This is a genomic window from Pantoea sp. YU22, from assembly GCF_003970755.1.
In the GTDB taxonomy this organism is placed as follows: domain Bacteria; phylum Pseudomonadota; class Gammaproteobacteria; order Enterobacterales; family Enterobacteriaceae; genus Pantoea; species Pantoea piersonii.
Genome location: NZ_RYDU01000033.1, coordinates 1 through 20,216, shown reverse-complemented (window position 1 = coordinate 20,216; position 20,216 = coordinate 1). Strand labels below are relative to the sequence as shown.

General features: G+C 52.4%; 24 protein-coding genes and 4 pseudogenes. 15 read left to right on the top strand and 13 right to left on the bottom strand.

Features of this window, described 5'->3' with window-relative positions:
- The 7 genes and pseudogenes from EKL29_RS23445 to EKL29_RS23440 form a co-directional block, all read left to right on the top strand.
- Positions 1–1,156, top strand: a 1,156-nt coding sequence (locus EKL29_RS23445) for a VENN motif pre-toxin domain-containing protein (protein ID WP_311779071.1), incomplete at its 5' end; no start/stop codon positions are given.
- 8 nt (positions 1,157–1,164) lie between these two features.
- On the top strand, positions 1,165–1,530 hold the full coding sequence (cdiI, locus tag EKL29_RS22500) for a ribonuclease toxin immunity protein CdiI (RefSeq protein ID WP_126690789.1): 366 nt from the start codon (positions 1,165–1,167) through the stop codon (positions 1,528–1,530).
- A 41-nt stretch (positions 1,531–1,571) separates the two neighbouring features.
- Positions 1,572–1,925 (top strand): hypothetical protein, encoded by a 354-nt coding sequence (locus tag EKL29_RS22495; protein WP_126690788.1) that lies wholly within the window; start codon positions 1,572–1,574, stop codon positions 1,923–1,925.
- A gap of 50 nt (positions 1,926–1,975) precedes the next feature.
- Complete coding sequence (locus EKL29_RS22490) at positions 1,976–2,578, top strand: hypothetical protein (protein WP_126690787.1); 603 nt, start codon at positions 1,976–1,978, stop codon at positions 2,576–2,578.
- 180 nt (positions 2,579–2,758) lie between these two features.
- A pseudogene (locus EKL29_RS22485) lies at positions 2,759–3,976 on the top strand (VENN motif pre-toxin domain-containing protein); the annotation flags it as partial.
- Complete coding sequence (imm45, locus tag EKL29_RS22480; RefSeq protein WP_126690785.1) at positions 3,976–4,296, top strand: Imm45 family immunity protein; 321 nt, start codon at positions 3,976–3,978, stop codon at positions 4,294–4,296. The pseudogene EKL29_RS22485 and the gene imm45, both read left to right, overlap by 1 nt.
- Positions 4,297–4,391: 95 nt before the next feature.
- The gene (locus EKL29_RS23440; RefSeq protein ID WP_311779070.1) at positions 4,392–4,565 is read left to right on the top strand and encodes a barstar family protein; all 174 of its coding nucleotides are present in this window, start codon (positions 4,392–4,394) and stop codon (positions 4,563–4,565) included.
- A 188-nt stretch (positions 4,566–4,753) separates the two neighbouring features.
- Here EKL29_RS23440 and EKL29_RS22465 read toward each other — a convergent pair whose 3' ends face one another.
- The 9 genes and pseudogenes from EKL29_RS22465 to EKL29_RS23435 form a co-directional block, all read right to left on the bottom strand.
- On the bottom strand, positions 4,754–4,891 hold the full coding sequence (locus EKL29_RS22465; protein WP_126690792.1) for a SymE family type I addiction module toxin: 138 nt from the start codon (positions 4,889–4,891) through the stop codon (positions 4,754–4,756).
- Between the two features lie 176 nt (positions 4,892–5,067).
- The gene (locus EKL29_RS22460) at positions 5,068–5,541 is read right to left on the bottom strand and encodes a hypothetical protein (protein ID WP_126690784.1); all 474 of its coding nucleotides are present in this window, start codon (positions 5,539–5,541) and stop codon (positions 5,068–5,070) included.
- A gap of 2 nt (positions 5,542–5,543) precedes the next feature.
- On the bottom strand, positions 5,544–5,804 hold the full coding sequence (locus EKL29_RS22455; RefSeq protein WP_311779069.1) for a hypothetical protein: 261 nt from the start codon (positions 5,802–5,804) through the stop codon (positions 5,544–5,546).
- A 373-nt stretch (positions 5,805–6,177) separates the two neighbouring features.
- Positions 6,178–6,507, bottom strand: a complete 330-nt coding sequence (locus tag EKL29_RS22450; protein WP_096897066.1) for a TA system toxin CbtA family protein — start codon at positions 6,505–6,507, stop codon at positions 6,178–6,180.
- Between the two features lie 20 nt (positions 6,508–6,527).
- The gene (locus EKL29_RS22445) at positions 6,528–6,848 is read right to left on the bottom strand and encodes a type IV toxin-antitoxin system YeeU family antitoxin (RefSeq protein ID WP_096897067.1); all 321 of its coding nucleotides are present in this window, start codon (positions 6,846–6,848) and stop codon (positions 6,528–6,530) included.
- Between the two features lie 17 nt (positions 6,849–6,865).
- Positions 6,866–7,087 carry a DUF987 domain-containing protein gene (locus tag EKL29_RS22440; protein ID WP_079819549.1) on the bottom strand — a complete coding sequence of 74 codons (222 nt, stop codon included), beginning with the start codon at positions 7,085–7,087 and terminating at the stop codon, positions 6,866–6,868.
- An 8-nt stretch (positions 7,088–7,095) separates the two neighbouring features.
- A complete protein-coding gene (locus tag EKL29_RS22435) occupies positions 7,096–7,578 on the bottom strand; it encodes a RadC family protein (protein WP_096897068.1) in 483 nt (160 codons plus the stop codon).
- 8 nt (positions 7,579–7,586) lie between these two features.
- On the bottom strand, positions 7,587–8,048 hold the full coding sequence (locus EKL29_RS22430) for an antirestriction protein (protein WP_126690783.1): 462 nt from the start codon (positions 8,046–8,048) through the stop codon (positions 7,587–7,589).
- 112 nt (positions 8,049–8,160) lie between these two features.
- Positions 8,161–8,253 (bottom strand): annotated as a pseudogene (locus tag EKL29_RS23435) (DUF905 family protein); the annotation flags it as partial.
- A 529-nt stretch (positions 8,254–8,782) separates the two neighbouring features.
- Between EKL29_RS23435 and EKL29_RS22420 the strand changes: the two are divergent.
- Entirely contained in the window at positions 8,783–9,400 is a 618-nt protein-coding gene (locus tag EKL29_RS22420) for a TetR/AcrR family transcriptional regulator (protein WP_126690782.1), read from the top strand.
- A 1,020-nt stretch (positions 9,401–10,420) separates the two neighbouring features.
- Here EKL29_RS22420 and EKL29_RS22415 read toward each other — a convergent pair.
- On the bottom strand, positions 10,421–10,906 hold the full coding sequence (locus tag EKL29_RS22415; RefSeq protein WP_232960625.1) for a hypothetical protein: 486 nt from the start codon (positions 10,904–10,906) through the stop codon (positions 10,421–10,423).
- Between the two features lie 122 nt (positions 10,907–11,028).
- On the opposite strand from EKL29_RS22415, the gene EKL29_RS22410 reads away from it, so the two are divergent.
- From EKL29_RS22410 to EKL29_RS22375, 7 genes and pseudogenes are all read left to right on the top strand, one after another.
- On the top strand, positions 11,029–11,697 hold the full coding sequence (locus EKL29_RS22410) for a DUF3313 domain-containing protein (protein ID WP_126690781.1): 669 nt from the start codon (positions 11,029–11,031) through the stop codon (positions 11,695–11,697).
- A gap of 200 nt (positions 11,698–11,897) precedes the next feature.
- Positions 11,898–12,188, top strand: a complete 291-nt coding sequence (locus EKL29_RS22405; protein WP_200064993.1) for a hypothetical protein — start codon at positions 11,898–11,900, stop codon at positions 12,186–12,188.
- A gap of 117 nt (positions 12,189–12,305) precedes the next feature.
- Positions 12,306–12,608, top strand: a pseudogene (locus tag EKL29_RS22395) (transposase domain-containing protein); the annotation flags it as partial.
- A gap of 185 nt (positions 12,609–12,793) precedes the next feature.
- Positions 12,794–13,015, top strand: coding sequence for a YtcA family lipoprotein (locus EKL29_RS22390; RefSeq protein ID WP_407056751.1), 222 nt, complete (start codon positions 12,794–12,796; stop codon positions 13,013–13,015).
- 6 nt (positions 13,016–13,021) lie between these two features.
- Positions 13,022–14,050, top strand: a complete 1,029-nt coding sequence (gene mdtN / locus EKL29_RS22385) for a multidrug transporter subunit MdtN (RefSeq protein WP_126690779.1) — start codon at positions 13,022–13,024, stop codon at positions 14,048–14,050.
- A 9-nt stretch (positions 14,051–14,059) separates the two neighbouring features.
- On the top strand, positions 14,060–16,003 hold the full coding sequence (locus EKL29_RS22380; RefSeq protein ID WP_126690778.1) for an FUSC family protein: 1,944 nt from the start codon (positions 14,060–14,062) through the stop codon (positions 16,001–16,003).
- Positions 16,000–17,484: an MdtP family multidrug efflux transporter outer membrane subunit gene (locus EKL29_RS22375; RefSeq protein ID WP_126690777.1), complete on the top strand. Its 1,485-nt coding sequence runs from the start codon at positions 16,000–16,002 to the stop codon at positions 17,482–17,484. The genes EKL29_RS22380 and EKL29_RS22375 overlap by 4 nt, the downstream gene beginning before the upstream one ends.
- Positions 17,485–17,865: 381 nt before the next feature.
- Here EKL29_RS22375 and EKL29_RS22370 read toward each other — a convergent pair.
- The 3 genes and pseudogenes from EKL29_RS22370 to EKL29_RS22360 all read right to left on the bottom strand — a co-directional run bounded on the left by EKL29_RS22370 (position 17,866) and on the right by EKL29_RS22360 (position 20,047).
- Positions 17,866–19,229 (bottom strand): annotated as a pseudogene (locus tag EKL29_RS22370) (transposase).
- A gap of 30 nt (positions 19,230–19,259) precedes the next feature.
- A complete protein-coding gene (gene tnpB, locus EKL29_RS22365; RefSeq protein ID WP_126690776.1) occupies positions 19,260–19,610 on the bottom strand; it encodes an IS66 family insertion sequence element accessory protein TnpB in 351 nt (116 codons plus the stop codon).
- Entirely contained in the window at positions 19,607–20,047 is a 441-nt protein-coding gene (locus tag EKL29_RS22360; RefSeq protein WP_126690775.1) for a transposase, read from the bottom strand. Before EKL29_RS22360 ends, tnpB begins: the two co-directional genes overlap by 4 nt.
- Between the last annotated feature and the right edge of the window lie 169 nt (positions 20,048–20,216).

Below are 20,216 nucleotides of genomic sequence, written 5' to 3'. Positions count from 1 at the left end.
CGCGGGTGCTTCAGGCGCGGCGATGGGCGAGTATATCGCGCAGCAGATGTATCCGGGGGTGAAACGCGAGGACCTGACGGAAGATCAGCGTCAGACGATAAGCACGCTGGGGACGCTGGCGGCAGGGCTGGCGGGCGGGGTGACCGGGGACAGTACGGCGGGTGCGGTAGCGGGTGCGCAGGCCGGGAAGAATGCGGTTGAGAATAACTGGCTGCATGTAAACGAAAAGACAGAACTTGAGGTAGCGAAACAGAAGCTCAAGAGCAAAGACCCCGCAGAGCGTGAGCAGGCACAGCAAAAGATAAATGACCTGCTGGAGAAAAGTATCAGCCGTGACCAGAAGGTGACAGATGCCTGTGGCAACGGAAAGGCTGCCAGTGCGGGATGCGCTGCGGCAAGGCTTGAGGCTTACTCGGCCAAAAGTGAGTATGAAACCGGTAATTACAACAACAAAGTCAGCGACATGTACCCGGATGCCTACGGGCAGATAGTGAACCTGCTGAATATCACCAGCGTTGATGCACAGAATCAACAGCAGGTGAAAGATGCGATGGTGAACTATGCCATGGTGCAGTTTGGTATTGATAAGATAACAGCTCAGAATTATGTTGAAACATACGACGGGATGAAGACGGTAGCGGCATCGATGACACCCGTATTAGGTGCTGCGGCTGTTAGTAAACTCAGTACGCTGGCTGAAAAAGTTGTTGTCTATCCATCTGGAATTAATTTCAGAATCGATCAGCCAAAGCATCTGGCAACAGTTGATGGATTTACACAGAAAAATGGTATCTCAGGTGGGCACAATGCCAATGCATTTTATGATGCGGCCAAAGAATACAATGTGAAAATTGTCAGTGAAACTCCTACAGGAACAAAAGGTATTACAGAAGTGAAATATCTTATACCGACTAAAGATAGGGCTGGAAAACTTACCGGGGATTACAAAGCAACACCGGAAACAAAAACTATCTATGATCCTAAAATATTTACAGATCAGAAAATATTGGAGCTTGGGCAGCAGGCTGCTGCAAAAGGCTTTAATGATGCAATGGCCAGTAAGAGTGGTCAAACAAATGTAAGTGTAGATGGTGTTAATTTTAGAATATATGTGGATAAAACGACTGGAAGAGTACGTAATTTCCATTCTAATTGAGGTGAGTTGTGAAAAAAGAATTATTTACTCAGAAAGATGTGGATGACGGATTCAATTTAATTGTTGTGTCCTATTTTGACAGGATGTATGAAGATGGTGATTTTATTGAGACCCTTGAATTATTTTCTAATGGAGGTGCTTTAAATAAAGATGGGGCTTATTGCAATTTTCCCGATATGAACAGCTATGACGAAAGTGAACACTTTGAAGGTGTGGAATTTGCTGTTGGTTATCCACCTTCTGAAGCCGATAGTGTCATTGTCAGTGAAGAAACCTGCTACCACTATGTGCGTCTGGCATGTAAACGATATTTAAAATTCCACCCCGAAGATACAGAAAAGGTTAAGAGTTTACTGGCTAAGCTACCAGCCTGAATAAAGCTTCCGACTAATGGGTCGGGAGCATTACTTTACAGATGATTACCGAAATCAGCGGCCAGGTAGCGGATATCGCGAGAACGAAAGGACAGATAGCGGGCGAGAAGGCGAAGCATGACCCGGCGGCACTTTTGCTGACCGGGTATCTGGCAGCGACGTCCAGGAAACTGGATAAACTGCTGGCGGTGCTTATCCAGTCCTCAAGCGCCGCTGGAAAAAGCAGCCTGATTGACGCGGTGCTGAACCTGATGCCGGAAGAAGAGCGTATCCGGTACAGCGTGATGACCGGCCAGAGCCTCTACTTAAAGATCCCAATGCTCCTAAGATTGTTGATCCGACAAAAGGACAACCTAATATATCTCGTGAGTTACCTAAAGTTTGGGACAAACTGATCGAAAAAACTCATCAAATGCTCGTGTACTAACCAAAGAGGAGTTTTTGCATGAATTTGGAAAATGATTATCAAAGATTAATTGATAATATTTTCAATGGTGAAAAAGACATAGCAATTTTTGTCTTAGATGGAAAACACCACTATGTTTTTGATAGTAAAGAAAATTACTGTATTGATGTAAGGCCGGAATATCAGGCTTATATTGATGAAGGATGGATGAAAGCTGAACTGTATGAGCAGGCTATTAAATCATTCAGAAATGGAATTCCCCTTTTATCAAAGGATAACTTCAGGAGCTACATTATAAAAAATAATTTATCTGTTTATTCTGTTGGCTGGATGCGTGATTTTTTTGTCTCAAGCAGAGATTATAAAAGCGTTGTTGATTTTTATGAATATATCGAGGCGTTTTTATCTACTCTCACAGAGCCAGTATCTCCTGAATGGGATAATTGGCGAATGCGTCTGCCTAAGTTTTACATCAATTTCGATAAAAAAATATATCGACATACAGATTGGGACAGGCAACACGAAAAATCAGTGCCATCAGACTGGAATGCACAGGCAAATAGTGAGTTTGGGTTATTAGTGCCTGATAAAGAACAGTATTGGCTTATTAATGGTATGAACTTTTGGAAGTTAAATATGTAGCGAATATTCCGGCCATGTTTTTACCTGGCTGAGATTTTTTTATCTACCGATCAGTCCACAGCCAGAGGACCAACTTTCCCCGCTTGTTGATTATTGTGATTTTATCATAATTGTAAAAGCCAATAGTACAACGCCATGCTGACCGCGACGGACAGCTACAAGGCCGCCCAGCAGCAGTAGGGAACCGGCAGCGCCGTTCAGCGGGGTATCCTGGCGGCGACGGCGGCGGTGCAGGGTCTGGCGGGCGGCAACCTGGCGCAGGCGGCTAGCGGGGCGGCGGCGCCTTACCTGGCGGAGGTCATTCACGACATGACCACCACGAAAGGCCCGGACGGCAAAGAGGTGGTGAACGTCCAGGCGAACCTGATGGCTCACGCCGTGGTGGGCGCGGTGACGGCCTACGCGGCGGGCAACAGTGCGGTCGCGGGTGCTTCAGGCGCGGCGATGGGCGAGTATATCGCGCAGCAGATGTATCCGGGGGTGAAACGCGAGGACCTGACGGAAGATCAGCGTCAGACGATAAGCACGCTGGGGACGCTGGCGGCAGGGCTGGCAGGCGGGTTGACCGGGGACAGTACGGCGGGTGCGGTAGCGGGTGCGCAGGCCGGGAAGAATGCGGTTGAGAATAACTGGCTGAGCAGCAAACAGATAGATGCCTGGTCGGCTGAAATGAAGTCCTGTCAGGCTGGCGGCGGCGACTGTAGCGGAATACTCACAAAGTATGAAGAACTGAGTATCGCCCAGCAAAAACAGTTAATCAGCGACTGTGCGACAAGTCCGGCCACCTGTCAGCAGAAATACGGTGATGTGCTGGCCGACAGCATGGCAGTGAAGCAGGCGCTGGATCGTGCGATGGGCGAAGATATCCCATTCAAGATGGTCTATGATTTGACGGCAACCTGGGCACATCAGATGGATGCAGACGGGATCGTTGCCAGCAATAAAGTGTCTGAGCAGATCATGGCAAAATATGGCCTTGATCAGACTCAGGCCGATATTATTGCGGGTGTGGCGTTAAGTGCTCTGGGTGGGGTGAGTAAAGCTGGTAAGCTTCCGTCAATTAATTCGAATGCCAAAATTGCAACAGGGCAGACTGTTGGTCATTTTGAAAAAAGCCTGTCTGGCCTCCCTCCGGGAGAATGTGTGGCAGTTATAAAACAAACCGCTCCACAGGTTGCAGCAGCAAACGGCATGATCAAGGACAACCAGTTAACTAAAAAGAATGGCGGTCGTGACGTGTATCGCGGGCAGGACGGAAATCTTTATGCTCTTGATACACAGCATGGACGATTTGAAGTTGTCAGCCCGAAAGGTAAGCATTTAGGTGAGGTTGATTTCTCTATGCAAGTAAGAAAACCAGCTGCTCCATCCCGCGGTCATAATATGAAGGTGAAGTAATGCGACTCATTGATTACAAAAAAACGGCTATTTCAAGAGGGGCTATTTTTAGATTACCTGCGGTTTGGCCATATGAAGAATGGGTTGATTTCATGTTATTTGAGACCCAGGATGATGATCGACCATACGGTTTAATTGTTTCATCTGGTTATAAAGCCGGACTATTTTTAGTTAATTTACCTGCTGAAAGCATCTCAGATGAAGGGCATGGATTAAGCACCGAATGGGTTATTACCAACTGGACAAAATGGATCTATTCGGAATGCAATGTTGAAGATGTTCATATCCTTGACGGATATGTAGCGACGCCTGTTGAATAAAAAACGCTCCCGGCCCAAACAAGGTTGTTGTATTCGAGGGATGGCTTGTTGTATATCACTACTGATCACTATGAAACAGCAACATCGACAGGTAAATGGAAGTGATTAAACGCGAAATAATTTTAGATGGTTTGAATATATATACCGAATATGATTTTCATGGTGTTTTATCAGAGACATTAGATTTTGGCCACTATTATGGAAGAAATCTTAATGCGCTATGGGATCGATTAAGCAATGACGTTGAGCGGCCAGTAACGCTGATATGAAAGAATTCAGATACAACCAGACAGCGCTTAGGGGATACATTTAATAGAATAGTGGAAGTATTAGAGAGAGTAAGAAAGCAGGATATCGAGTTAAACTTCGATGATAAGTTCGATTATATATTGAAATGATACTGATCCCGGCTTCCGCGCCGGGATCATCTTTTTATCGCTTTGATCTTAAGCTCCGCCTAAATCACCAGTCGCCCGTGCTCTATGTTGACAATGATCGGCTCTCCGGTGTTAAAGCCGAGAGCTTCCAGCAAGAGACCCTTGAGTGTGAACTGTGGCAGCGGGTTGGGCTTGTCGCGATTGGGGCGGTAACACAGATGACTCTGGTAATCATCTTTGAAGAATTTTGGGCTGGCGGAATCTGAGTCTTGTAGGCAATTTATTGTTTTTATTTGATTTTTATCAGTTCAACTTTGACTGATATACCAATGCCGTTTCGTCTCACCGCTTTATCGCCTGTTCTGGCGATAAAGTAAAAAGGAGGTAGGCTGGCTTATCGGCTACCGTCAGCCCTGGCCGGAGCAGGGTTAGCGGAGATATCAATGTATTTCCTTAATCCTGCTGGGCGGCTTACGCCGCGAGGATCGGAAAACGGCAGTTTAAGCGTGGGGGATTTCGATACTTTTACTGTCCATGTAGTATCGCCAATAAAGCTGAAGCTTGCGGAGCGGGGCGAAACCTTCAAATCTTCAAAGTGACCTGAAGTATAAGCGCCCCTGATAGTCAGTTCTTCTACTAGGCCTTGAGAAAGATCCAACAGCAGGATCGTCAGCATTTCTTCAAAGATGACGTCATCCGTCACGAATAAAAGATAGCGACGCGCATCGACTTTTATCGCAGCCTCAAGCACTTTTCCAGGAATGGTAATCCCTGTTAATCTGCCGTCAATCAGCACTTCAGACCGGGCCTGGGCGGTATCTGTTGCTTTATTTACTTCCGATAACGATAGTGTCATAACTTCTTCCATCTCTATTTCCACCAGTTGCCCATTTCCCATGCCGCTAAAGCACCGCCGACAAATCCGCCTAATAGAACGCACACGGGTGCGCCAGGCCCACACATTAAACCAGCAATAGCACCGCCAGCCCAATCGCCCGCAATACCTGCTCCGTTAATAGCAACCTGCCTGCCGATTTCTGAAGCTTTATTGTCTGACGTGTATATTTCATACACTGATACCCCGATAGAAAGAACTATTAAGCCCTTAGCTGCACGGGATAATTTCATCATTCTCAGGTTAACCTGAGGGTTCGATTTGCCTGCTGACTCTACAAATTATCACTGGATTCAGGCGGATCGTCTCGGAAGGATATAGACACAAAAAAGCCCGCCAGGCTTGCGCCGTGCGGGCTTTCAGGACTTCTACAGATGACTCTGGTAATCATCTTTGAAGAATTTTGGTGGGCTGGCGGAGTCTGAATTGGTTGTGTAACTTGTTGTTTTATAATTTTTAACTTTCAATTCAAATTTTATTTTGGTCCTATTGTTGGTCCTAAAAGAAAATGTCAGGTTTTTTTGCAGGGGAGGGGAGGTTACAGCAGGAGCTTCTTCGTCTGTGAGATTAGCATTTTGCTTTCCTTTAGTCTGCTCTGTATTTAAGCGTTTATTTCACGTTGGCTTTTAGCAATCCGGTAGAGCGCCTTGCTCGCAGAATATCCACTACGGAAAGATACGGGGTCTGCTCTTGCCACGAAAATCCCTTCCGGTCGATACGAACTAGTTCGTACTTATCCACCAGAAAGTTGACTGCATCGGCCAGGGTGATCCCTGCATCAATATGTTCCTTAATAACAGTTTCATCACTGAACGGCGTGTCGTTCAGTGTCAGGCCATAGTGCTGTTCTAGCAGACGTGTCAGTAACATTTGCCAGACAGCCACGGGCGTCAGACAGGGCTTCGCCGCCCGCGAAATTGTAGCAGGTAGAGTTTTCATGTTTGCTCTCGTGAAATTTGTTAGCGTTGAGTGGAATAAATGGCGATGTATACGTAGCCGCAACTACCAAGAGTATCGGCTTCGCAGGTAAAGCCGTTGTGATACAGGATGGCGCAGTGGGCATGGCGAGAGTTCATTTCACCAGTGGTCAGCATCGATTCCATCTGACTGATAAAATGCGGAAATGCGGCATCCAACTTCAGGCATTCGGCGTCACTGAACTTGCCGGTGATACTGGCCCGGCCAGCCAGATAGTGCAGCCGGTTGCCCTCCTGCACCAAACAGGCTCCCAGACGCGGCGTGATATCCCGTCGTAGTCCCCATGTAGCGTTACTCCTCATCAACTTCTCCTTTATTGTCAGTTTAGGGTGATACTCATCAGACAGGCATAAGGCCCGTTGCGGTCCTGGCGGCGTTCGGCGTATACCGCCAGCACGCCGGGAATGTCCGGTACTGCCTTACCGGTGTAGTGACAGACGCTGCCGTGCCACTGGTATCTGCCAGTGCAGTATCGAAAAATGCGGGAGGCCGGATGCTGACGGTATATCGTCATTGCCCGGCGTTTACTGATAATTTTCATGTAATACCTCAAAGCAGACCGTGTTCAGCGAACGACAATATCTGCGTACCACCGACGATAAGGTGGTTAGGCACACGGATATCAACGAGCTGGAGCGCCTGCACCAGATGTTGCGTGATGGTCTTATCTGCCTGGCTGGGTGTGATGTCACCGGAGGGATGGTTATGCACCAGTATCACTGCCGCCGCATTGAAGCACAGGGCGCGTTTGACCACCTCACGGGGATGTACCTCGGTACTGCTAATGGAACCGGCAAACAGGGTTTCGTGGGCAATAAACTGGTTCTGCTGGTTCAGGTACAGCGCCATAAACTCTTCGCGCTCCAGTCCCGCCATTTTCAGTTTCAGCCAGTCACGGGCAGCCTGAGTGGAGGTGAATGCCACGCCTGTTTCGCGCAGGTGGTGGTCAAGCAGGGCCAGGGCAAGTTGCACAGTGCGTTGAGCGCTCAGTGGGAGTACCGAAGCCTGTGAGGTAAATGACTGTTCCATCATGAGTATCCTCAATCAATAATGCTCAGAATGGCGTGAGCTTCGGGATGCTGCAGGGCATAGTCCCGCAGGCGGTAAAAGTGCGCGGTCATCGCGTCACATTCTGTACGGCAGGTATGGTGGCTGTATTCAATCAGGCAGGCAGCGATACCGGCGGCTTCTGCGCTCATCTCCGCACCATTGCCGTTCATGCTGTTGAACAGATGCCATTTATCGTCACTGTCAGTATCAGGGGCCATAAACGCGCCGCCATTGCTGAGCGTGTAAAAGGACCAGATACCCCCGCTGTACTCATCACAGAAGCGGTCCATCCAGGCGAAAATGCGGGGTTCCAGCGTTATCCATTGTGGGATAGAGCCAAAGTACTGCGGCCAGAAGCAGATACGCTGTTCGTCGGGTATCTGCGTTACGGTCAGTTCAAATTCGGATTCGTTAGCAGCAGATGCGAGGTTGTTTTTTGTCGCTGTTGTCATGGGTATGTCTCCGTCAATAAAAAAACGCCAGCGGCGATGGCTGGCGTATGCGGTAATAATGAGTGTTCGGGAAGATTAAATGTTGCTGGTAAATCATGCGGAGCCAGCAGATGGATACGTCCGTACAGATGCCTGGCTTGCGGGTATAGCGGTTAAGACCTTCACCGGCATCCGGTTCAAAGTTCCATGCCTGCCCTAGTCGTCTTCAATGTTAACGCCGGTGATACTGGCAGGAACCAATGGCCCTGCTGCGCAATCAGCCGATATCCACTACGGTAGGTCATAAAGCGATTAGTGAAACGACTTCAAACCTTCAGAATTATTCATTACTACCCCCCTGAAAAATAATAAAAAAGCGGCAGAATCGTGAGATTCTGCCGTTAGTTGTGTATGTTCAGAGGAATGATATATATCTGAATATTTTTATAATGCTGATAGGCCGTTTTGTGCCAGAAGCGGACATCAATAGTGTCTGGACTACATCAATTATCGGGAAGCAGTTCACTATCAGCAAAACCGTTGTCACTTTGCACTGTCCGACCGGACGTCTCATGAAAAACGGAGATGAAATTCGTTGCACTGAAACATCTCAGAGCAGGCTGATATGTAGTGTTACCTTCTCATTAAGTTAAAAAAGACATAACAGCAACCCTGATTATGAAACTAAAAAATCCACGCCTTTAATGAACCGGGCAGTTCTGTTAACATAGGATTGCCCAGAGGAGAGAAATCACATGCGAACGCTGACTGAAAAGAAACGAACTGACATCCTGAACGCCGCCACTACAGTCTTTCTCGAGCAGGGGTATGAACGCGCCTCCATGGATGGTGTGGCCAGAGCTGCAGAGTGCTCCAAGGCCACGCTCTATAATTATTTTTCCTCTAAGGAAATGCTCCTTGACGCCGTCGTCAGGGCTTATGGCACTAACTTTCTGACGCGCGCCGCCGATGAAATTTGCAGTCAGGAGAACCGCCATCTTCCCCTGTCTGAAAGGTTGCAACGTTTTGGCGAGGGAATGCTGGGAACCATGACATCGGACTGGAAGGGGCTTCAGCTGTATCGCATGGTTGTGGGAGAGGCAGGCCATTCACGTATCGGCGATATTTTTTATGAATCCGGTGTCAGGGAAAGTATGAACGCTCTTGCGACGCTGATGGAGCAGCATATTGAGGACGGCGACCTTATCCCCTTCCGACCGGCTTTGAGGGCAAAACAGTTTTCTGCGCTGGTTAAAGCTGAGGCTGACGAGCTTTTCCTGCTGCACGATATGCCTGTGTATACGCGCGAAGATATCGCCGTAATGGTAAAAAATGCCGTAGACCTGTTTTTATCGGGCGCATCACTACGCTGACAAACTAAAGAGTGGAGTATTGTTCGCGATATCGGTTGACTATTGTTAACATTTAAATAAACTGATACGTACAGTTTATTTATGGAAGGGTTATGTCAATGCTTAATCGTTACGTTATGGTGGCAAGTCTCATTGTGGGCTCGCTTTTGCTCAGCGGCTGCGTTTCTTTATTCTGAGGATATGACATGCATCTTGTTTACAGTCTCTTCACTGGCATTATGATATTGATGCTTACCGGGTGTCTGTCCATCGGCAGCCACATCTGACCCTGCCAGCCCGCGTTCCGGCGGGCTTTTTTCTGACTCTTCCTGCATGCAGTTATAATGACACCCCCGAAAACATGAGTAATAAACAGGGTCCTGATGGCCGGAGCCACCAGAACCTCTGCAGCAAACATTGTCATTACCGAGTCCTGACCGGCACCCGGGCGCGCTCCGCGTGTTTAGTCCCGGGCAAGACTTTCAGACGCCGGATTTGGGTTATTTCTTTTATATTTATGATGAGATGCCACTGCTTAATCACTACAGTCACAGTAATAGAGGAAAATAAATCAGCTTACTTGTTTCACTCCGATGCCTTCAGAAGGCAGCCCCGTAATTTCCGCACAATTTTTCCATCCGTGAACCCGGTCCGATGATGAGTATGTTTTCACCAGAGGGTGACGCCGTTTAGTACCAGCAGCACCAGCGCACACAGAGTATCCACAACGAGGCATTCCACCATGAGAAATACCCGCAGCAGCCCTGGTGAAGCCCGCCACACCCTGACAGCATAGTATACGGCCCGACGCCGCCCCAGTCGATGCAGGCGAAACAATTCCCACAGGTTACCGGCAGTTCTCAGCAAACCGCATGCAACGCTTATCAGCATGGCTCCGTACACGAACCATTGCTGCGTTGGCATGATTTCCAGCGCCCCGGCTATCTGCCAGCTATTCATCAGCCGGGCTGAATGTCAAATGTGATGAGGGTGTCGCCGGCAATAAAATGCGCGCCAGGGCAGCATTGATAAGCAGTACATTCATGCTTTTGTTCCCGCTGCAAACCGCCAAAGAAAATCATCCGTTTTGCGCCTGACTTCTTTTCGAAGTTGCGCCATATCCTGCTGAACGCCAGCCATTATGCTCCGCAGTTCCTCTGTCTGTGTCAGAAAGGCGCAGTTCATCGCACCGGAGGGCTGGCAGCGCAGTTCTCCGCGAACCATCGCCCTATCTATAACACTCCGCGCATAATCTTCTGCTGGTGAAAAGGCGTCCCGCCCCCGGCTTTCAGGGCCACCACTGGCTTCGCCATATTTCTGCAGCGTCAGCATCAGTCTTATAAGTCTGCGCCGCAACGACAGCCCAGAATAGCGGAGCGGCAGACACCCTATAAAATCGGCACGTTCAGTACTCACTTCCCGTATGGTCTCCGGCATCTTCTCCCTCAGTGCTGCCGTGGGCACCTGAAGTGCACGAATATTGTAAGTCCTGCCTGACAAAAAAAATTCTGGGTTGATGTACAGCATTCTTCATTCCTCAGGTGAAAGTCACACACACGAAACGAAACATTTTCTTGACAGAGTCAGCATAAACCACATTAACTATACCGTACAGTTTATTTTAATTGGAAAGTAATCGGAGAATATTTATGGTCTGCCTGACAAAAAAGCTGTCCCGTACGTTTATACTGACCGCCATCATTGCCACCGCGGGGTGTTCGTCCACATCACCGGTAAAATATTCCGGCATTGAGGCCACGTCCAGGATGACGCCCAACACTGCTGACGACAGCGACCGGATCCCCTTCCGCTACGCTGCTCCGGTTGACTGGAGTAAATACCGCAACATCACCATTGCTCCAGTTGATATCTATGGCGGGAGCGACGCACAGTTTAATGACCTGTCTCAGGAAGACCGACGCAATCTGGCAGACTATATGCAAAAGAAGTTTGCCGAAGTTCTGGGAGAGAAGTTTACTGTCAATAAAAACGCCGGAAGCGCCCCTTCTCTCAGGCTTCAACTGACACTGACCGGCGCGGACACGACGCCGCAGGTTGTGGGCACTTTTACAAAATTCGACCTAGCCGGAGGTCCTTATAACATCGTTCAGTCCGTGCGCGGCGGGCGAGGACTGATGAGTGGGTACGTCAATTATGTCGTTGAGGTGAAAGATACCGAGACCGGTGAACTTCTGCTGGCCTATGTGGCAGAGCAGTATCCCAACGCCATGAACGTAGGTGCAACGTTTGGCTCAATGAGCGCGGCAGAGACAGGAGTGGACAAAGGCGCGGAGCAGCTTCTGGAAAAGCTACACTAAGGCAGGCGGTAATAAGAACATTTTTGCCTGTGAGGACAAGTGTCCATCAGTGTAGCAAATACTACACTGATGGAAGTCGGCTCTTCGCTCATATCGGACCTGAGGACCAGCTGGTTGGTCCCCTCCGTGCCAGAAGCGAAAGTACATAGAATTGGTTGTGATGGCCTAAGAATCATTTTAATGCAAAAAAAGAATCGAAGATGGTAAATCTTGCTAACACTAAAGGCAACAACACCACAGGTGTGCATATGCTTCAGCGCGATAAAAATGGCGGATTCCGTATCCGTACCAGCCCAGATAGTTTAAAACGTTTTACTTCAGTTGAAGTACGCCCAGAACATCGTGGTAGGTTTAAAGGAAAAAATGAAATTTACAGTTCGGAACCTTACAACACGATTGAAGAAGATGCCGCAGCTCTTGTAAGCGTACAGCGTGAACCGTCTGGTCATAATCTGATGCATCCGACAAAGTGGTGTCCACCAAATAAGTAGTGGGAACCAAAGTGCCAGATATGCAGAAAAATGTGACTCCCAGCAGGCATAAGGGATGCCCTAATTATTCTCCTGAGTTTAAACAGCAGCTCGTTGCCGCCTCCTGCGAACCCGGAATACCTGCTGAAGCAGTGGGGCGCGCTAAACCTGTACTGCAGCAACGGCTGGGCGGAAATCGACAACAACATCGCGGAGAACGCGCTGCGGGGTGTTGCCCTGGGCCGGAAAAACTGGCTGTTCGCTGGTTCAGATGCGGGAGAGGAGCGGGCAGCTGTGCTGTACTCGCTGATCGGCACCTGTCGGCTGAATGGTCTGGAACCGGAGACGTGGCTGCGTTATGTGCCGGGTCATATCCAGGACTGGCCGGTAAACCGGCTGCGCGAGCTGCTGCCATGGAAAGCTGATCTCACATCGACTTAAGCGTCAATACGGTCTGGATGTGACGCTTACGTTTATCGATGGAATACAGACGCTTCTGTTATCTACGCCTTTTATTTCCCCGACAGTGAGATTAAACTCATTTCACCTTAATCCGAGCACTCAGGTATTTCGTCTTGAATCGCATTGTTAAGCTGGCGTGCCCTGCGCTCTTATTTTCGCTATTTATGCTCTCCGGCTGCTCATTATCCCCGGCAGTTCCGGTTTTAGGCGCAGCATTTCCCGGTTGGTTCTTCTGCTTATTAGGCGCCGCGCTGTTACTTATTCCCTGCCATATCCTGATTGTGCGTCAAGGATGGCAATCGCGATTTTCTCCGCTGGTCTTCAGCTATCTGGCGCTGATGTTCCTGTTCGCCACGATTCTGTGGTTCCTGTTCTTCGTAAACTAGATCCCTATGACCCAATCCCGCTCAAGCGTTATCCGCAAAAAATGGCCCCTGCTGGCGCTCGTTCTCGCCGCTATCGTGGCGTTGATTCTGGTTATCTGGCAACTGCAAACCTCGCCGGAAACCAACGATGCTTACGTTTATGCCGACACCATCGACGTGGTGCCGGAAGTGAGCGGGCGGATCGTCGAAATGCCGATTCGCGACAATCAGCGGGTAAAAAAAGGCGATCTGCTGTTCCGCATCGACCCGCGTCCCTACCAGGCGATGCTTGATGATGCCAAAGCGCGGCTGACCACGCTTGATGCGCAGATTGTTCTGACCCAGCGCACGATCAAAGCGCAGGAGTACAACGCGCAGTCGGTCAGCGCCGCCGTTGAACGTGCTAAAGCGCTGGTTAAGCAGACCACCTCTTCACGCATACGCCTTGAGCCACTGGTACCGCAGGGGTTTGCCTCACAAGAAGATCTGGATCAGGCGCGAACGGCCGAAAAAGCGGCGCGCGCCGAACTGGAGGCCACCCTGCTGCAGGCTAAACAGGCTTCCGCTGCCGTGACCGGCGTTGATGCCATGGTGGCGCAGCGCACGGGGGTCCTGGCGCAAATTGCTCTGGCCGAGCTGCATCTCGAATTTACCGAAGTGCGCGCGCCGTTTAACGGCGTGGTGGTGGCGTTGAAAACGACGATCGGCCAGTACGCCTCAGCCCTTAAGCCGGTCTTTACCCTGCTGGATGACGACCACTGGTACGTGGTGGCGAACTTCCGCGAAACCGACTTGCAGAATGTGCGGCCCGGCGTTCCGGCCAGAATCACCGTGATGACCAGCCACGGCCGCACCTTCGAGGGCGTAGTCGACTCGGTCGGCACCGGCGTTCTGCCCGACGGCGGCAGCGTCATTGAAGGCCTGCCGGTCATCCAGAAGAGTATCAACTGGGTCCATGTCTCCCAGCGCTTCCCGGTTAAAATCGCCGTCAAAGACCCCGATCCGAACCTGTTTCGCATGGGCGCTTCCGCCAGCGCCGTTCTTCAGCCGCAATAAGGAGACGGCATGCAAAGCTTGTGGCCGTTTCTGACCCGGGAACTTCGCGATGCGCCGGGGCGGGCGAACTACACCCTGCGCCTGACGCTCAGCTGTGCGGTGCTGATTGTGCTGTTTATGACGCTGCATATTCCCTTCCTCGCCGTGGCGCTGATCGTGGTGTTTTACGTCAGCCAGCCTAACGTCCTGATGATTAAACTGGTCAGCATGGTTTTCGTGGTGACCGTCAGCGTCGCCCTGGGCGGCGTACTACTGATTATCAAGTGGACCTATGACTATCCGCTGATTCGCCTGGTCGCCTCGGTGCTCCTGTTCTTCTGTGCGATTTACCTGATGCGGGTCCTCGGCAAGCTGGGGCTGGCGTTTTCCGTGGTGGCGCTGGTAGTCATCTACGCCCAAACCTTCCCGTCGATGACCAGCCAGAGCGAAATTCTGGTACGCCTGCTGCTGTGGCTATGGGTGGCGATTAACACTGCCATTCTAGTGACGCTGCTGATCAACGCCTGTTTCCAGCAGACCTTCCCCGGCTATCAGTTTAAAGCCCGGCTGGTGGTCATGCTGCGCCAGACGGCGCGGATTCTTAGCCCACCGGATGGCGGGAAGCCGCAGCCCACCTTTAAAGAGATCGTCGGCCAGTTTAACCAGTTGCAGTCCCTGTACCAGCAGGCCGCGCGTACCACGCCGGAGATTGCCGCCAGCCCGCAGGCCTGGCAATCACTGATGGCCGCCGCGCTGCGCTGCTACCATTTGACGGCGCTGTTACAGCCGGGCCGCGACCATCCCGATGCGCGCCAGCGGATAGCCCACGAGCTGAACGCGCTGGCGGATAATCTGCCCAGCCTCACGGCTGCGGATATTCAGCCGTTGATGGTCCCACGCGATAGCGATAACAGCGCCATTTTGCAGGAGATCGCCGAGGTGCTGGCGCGGCTGGCGCGCGGCGAAGCCATCGCATTGCTGCAGGGCGAAGTGGAAAAAGCGCCGCTGCTGCTGCCGGACGCGTGGTCCAATCCGGCCTATCTGCACTTTGCCCTGAAAACGCTGCTGGCGACGCTGCTGTGCTACGTTTTCTATACCGCCGCCGACTGGCAGGGCATCCACACCATTATGCTGAGCTGCGTAATTGTCGCCCAGCCGGGTCTGGGCGCTACCATGCAGAAAACGTGGCTGCGCATCGGCGGCGCGCTGCTGGCGACGCTGATTGCGCTGCTCCTGATCGTCTTTGTGCAGCCCTGGACCGACTCGCTGAGCGGCCTGCTGGCGATGACCCTGCCAGTGTTTGCGCTGGCCGCGTGGATTGCGGCAGGGTCAGAGCGCATCGCCTACGCCGGGATCCAGATAGGTTTCACCTTTGCGCTGGCGTTCCTCAGTTGGTTTGGTCCGCTCAGCAACCTTACCGAACTGCGCGACCGGGTGATCGGTATTCTGCTCGGCGTGCTGGTCTCCTCGATTGTTCATCTCTATTTATGGCCGGATAGCGAAGCCCCGCAGCTTAAAGCGCGTCTGGCGCAGCTTTATTGCCAGCTGGCGCAGACCCTATCCTCAAGCGACGATGAGGTTCAGCTGGTATCGATCTTTGCCGCGCTGACCGAGAGCGAAACCTTAATCAACCGGGTAGCCGCCGAGCCGCTGGGAATCTATGCGCACCCGTGGCCGGAAGCCAAAAACTGGCCGGTGCGGGCGACTTTCCATCAGGCGGAAGAGATCCTGCGGCTCAGCGAAGGCTATCGTCTGTACGCCGCGCCGGGGGATACTTTTTTACCCCGCTGCGCCCGGCGGCTTGAAGGCTACGCTGCCGATATCGACGCGCAGCAAACTGCAGTAGAACGCCCTCAGGCGCTTCTCCCGGACCCGGCGAATCCGTTTGGCGCGCCGCTGGTTAACGCTCTGGCCGCCCTGCCGGCGTGGCCATTTGCGTCTTCCGATATTCCGCGAAAGGCAATGCTATCATGATAAAAACTTTTACTCTCCCGCGCGCCGCACGATCCCCGGGGCTTGCCTTCGCCCTGACGCTGTTAACCGGATGTGCGTTAATTCAGGACGATCCCGGCCAGGTTCCGCTGGTCAATCCGCAGCAGGCCGAGCTGGCGCAGGTGATCCATCTGGCGAACAGCGGCTGGCCGACGGCGCGCTGGTGGGAAGGCTATCAGGATCCGCAGCTAAATATGCTGGTCAATCGCGCGCTGCAGAACTCCCCCACCATGCAGGCGGCGCGGCTGCGTATTTCGCAATCGCAGTCCACGGTCGAGCTGGCGCAGTCGGCAATGGGCGTGCAGGCCACTGCCGTAGCGGCGCAAAACCGTCTGCGGGTCACCAATAAACAGTTCACCTGGCCCTACTCCTTCTCCCTGCCGGTGGATAAAAACGGCCCCTGGTACACGCTGAATACGGTCGGCGTCGGGGCGACGCTGAATATCGATTTATGGGGCGCCGATCGCGCCCGCGTTGCCGCCGCGATCGGCGAAAAGAACGCCCGCCAGGCGGAGACTGCCGGTATCGAGCTGGATCTTGCCAGCAGCGTGGCTCAGCTCTATTTCGCGATGCAGGCAACCTTCCAGAAAATCGAATTACTTAACCAACTGGAGGCTATCGCCAGGCTTTCGGTGCAGGCGCATGAGCATCGTACCGCGCGCGGCGTTGAGGATAGCGTCGATGTCGCCAACGCCCAGGCGGAGCTGCTGGCGGCGCAGCAGCAGGTGATTACGGCGCAGGGGACGCTGACGCAGTATCGGGAAACGCTGCGGGCGCTGATCGGCGCCGATGCGCATAGCATGCCGGAGATTCATCCCGTGGCGCTGCCGGCGCTACAGGAGACGCTACCGGACTCGCTTTCGTTTGAACTGCTGGCCCGCCGCCCGGATCTGCAGGCGCTGCGCGGCTACGTCAGCGCCTCAATGAACCAGGTGGACGCGGCAAAAGCGGCGTTTTACCCGCACTTCGATATCAAAGCCTTCTGGGGCTACAACGCGCTGAGCGTCGGCGATCTGTTTAAGTCCTCATTCCAGCAGATCAACCTGCTGCCGGGGCTCTATTTGCCGCTGTTTGACGGCGGGCGCTTAAACGCCAACCTGAAATCGACGCGTACGGCGAGCAATATTTTAATTAAGCAGTACAACCAGGCGGTGCTGGACGCGGTGCGTGACGTGGCGGTTAGCTCCAGCCAGTTGAACGATTTGAACCAGCAGGCCGCGCTGCAGCAGCAGAAAGTCGCGGCGGCGATGATGACCACCCGCAGCGTCAGCGCGCACCATCAGCGCGGACTGGTCAGCTACTATGCGGCGCAGGAGGCTCGTCGTCCATCCATCGCGCAGCAGCTTTTGCTGCTGGATATCGAGGCCCAGCGGCTCAGCACCGATATCACCTTGATTAAAGCATTGGGCGGCGATTATCGCGGCCCGGCGGTGGCGCCCGCAGGGAAGGAAGTGGCGCAATAGCGCGCAATTTCCCTGCTCGCGATGCGCTCTACTCCCGGGGGCGGAGCTTGACGCGCCTTGCCCGGACTACGGGCCCATTGCCGTATACAAGCCGGGGATTAGCTGAGGCGTTGGGTTGCCCGGGAATATGCCAATAAAAAAGCCGGCGCAGAGCGTCGGCTTTTCATTGCCACTCCTAAACCACCTCCCAGGGAGGTGGTGATTGATCCTGTAAGACTATAGCCTGAAGAATGCCCATGCCTGAATATCTCTGCTTACTCACCACAAGTAAAAGGAGACAAACCGACATGGGACTTTACAGGAGTTAATCACATGTATATTGGCGTTGCAAATACCACATAGTCGTAAGCGTCCAGCGAGAACCGTATTGACGGGAATATGTTATTCAGTTGGCAGTGCTACGCGCCAGGGTAGCAGTTCGCTGACCCGATTGACCGGCCAGTCGGCTATGACGTCAAGCACATAGCGGAGGTAGCCTTCTGGATCCACGCTGTTCAGTTTGCATGTCCCGATCAGGCTGTACAGCAACGCTCCACGCTCACCACCGTGATCGCTCCCGAAGAAGATATAATTTTTCTTGCCAAGGCAGACGGCTCGTAACGCGCGTTCAGCGGCGTTATTATCCGGCTCTGCAAGACCGTCATCGCAGTAGTAGCACAGGGCATTCCACTGGTTCAGGGCATAAGCGAACGCCTCTCCCAGCCGGGATTTTTTTGACAGAGTGGTGCTTTTCTCCACCAACCAGTCATGCAGGGATATCAGCAGCGGCTTACTACGGGACTGCCTTGCTGACAGTCACTCAGTTGCCGGGAGGCCCCGGATTGCTTCTTCGACTGCGTACAGCTCACCGATACGTTTCAGGGCTTCTTCTGCTGTCGCTGTTTGCGTGCTTATACATACGTCCAGATCCGCCCGGTTTTCGTCTTCTTTCTGCCCGGTGCCAGCACCGGAACAGGTGTGTCGTCAGTGTGCAGTTTGCGGCAGTCCATCACGTATTGGTAAAGGGCTTCATCCAGCGGGGCCATTAACCGGCAGCAGGCATCCGCCCAGTTGGAGAGCAGCGCACGACTCAGGTCCACACCCTGACGCGCCAGGATTTTAGTCTGGCGATACAGTGGAGTATGTTCACAGTACTTGCTCGTTAACACGCGGGCCAGCAGACCCGGTCCGGCGATACCCCGGTCTATGGGACGTGATGGCGCAGGGGCTTCAACGATACAGTCGCATCTGACGCAGGCCTTTTTCACCCTGACCGTGCGGATCACTTTCAGGGCGCTGGCGACCAGCGCCAGTTGCTCCACGCTGACTTCGCTGAGGTACTCCATACCGTTGCCTCATTCCGGACAGCAGGTTTCTGCTGGCTCCAGCCGGTGTATCTCGCGGGGAAGGTGTTCCGGTAACGGGCGACTATGGCGGGACTGCCGCAGTTGGCGAGGTACCAGTGGATCGTCTTCCCGTCCGTTGTAGTGGCCGCTTTGCTGCTCCTGCTGTTTCAGCAGGGCTTCGGCTTCTTCAACCTGCCGGCGAAGTTTTTCTGAGCGGGTACCGAACAGCATTCGCCGCAGTTTTTCTATCTGTGCCCGCAGATGCTCTATTTCACGCTCTTCGTTCTCTATTTTCTCTTCTGCGCGGGCCAGCGCCGAACGCAGGAACGACTCAGTCTCTGCAACGAGACTGAGCTGACCGTCTTTCTGGCGAAGCGCGTCTTCCAGTGCGGCAATACGGGCAAGATAGTCCTGACTCATGGCCCCATTTATAATGCGGTCATGTCCTTTTTACAACATTGTCAGTGAGTTAAGGCGTGCTGTTTTTGGCTGGCGCCAGTCCAGCTTATCGAGGAACATGGCAAGTTGTGAGCGGGTGAGCGCGATTTTGCCATCGCGTACAGCAGGCCAGATAAACTGGCCTTCTTCCAGACGTTTGGTAAACAGGCACAGGCCATCCGCATCAGCCCAGAGTATTTTCACGGTATCGCCACGGCGTCCCCGGAAGATGAACAGGTGGCCGGAGAAGGGATCCTCATCCAGAACGTGTTGTATCTGTTCGTCCAGCCCGTTGAAGGACTTACGCATATCCGTGATCCCGGCAACCAGCCAGATACGGGTGTCTGACGGGAGGGATATTATTGGCTTCTCCCGGTCAGTTCGCGGATCAGCACGGCCAGCAACTCTGACGACGGGTTTTCCAGCGTCATTTTACCGTGGCGGAACTCAACATGACAGGAAGTCGCGCTGGAGTGAGCGGAGGGGAACGTACACAGAGTGTCATTCTCTGCAGTGGGCAACGGGTCGTTGATAACGTCGACGGACAACAGAACCGGGGAAGTCGGAAGAGATTGTGGTACCACCGGCCCTACGATAGTTGCAGGCATTCGACGAGAGATTCGCCCCTCTCTCTGCCAGAGGCGTAGCCACTTAAAAATGAGATTATTATCAACGCCATGTTCCCGCGCCAGTTGAGCGACGTTGGCATCTGGTCGTGAAGCCAGTTCGACCATCCGAAGTTTGAAGTCATTGGAATAGACAGTACGCGATTCAGTTCGCCAGTTGACAGCATTTTCCATGAACAGAGCTCCTTCTAAATTAGACGGAGCTTAAGCTAGCGAGCCCGGGACCAGAATCGCAGGCGGCAGTGGCTTGACGCTTACCAGCTCTTTGAATCGCCACGGGTTTAACAGACACCTCAGAGTCATTTAAGATGGCTTAAAGAGAGGTGCCCATGAGCGGTAAGCG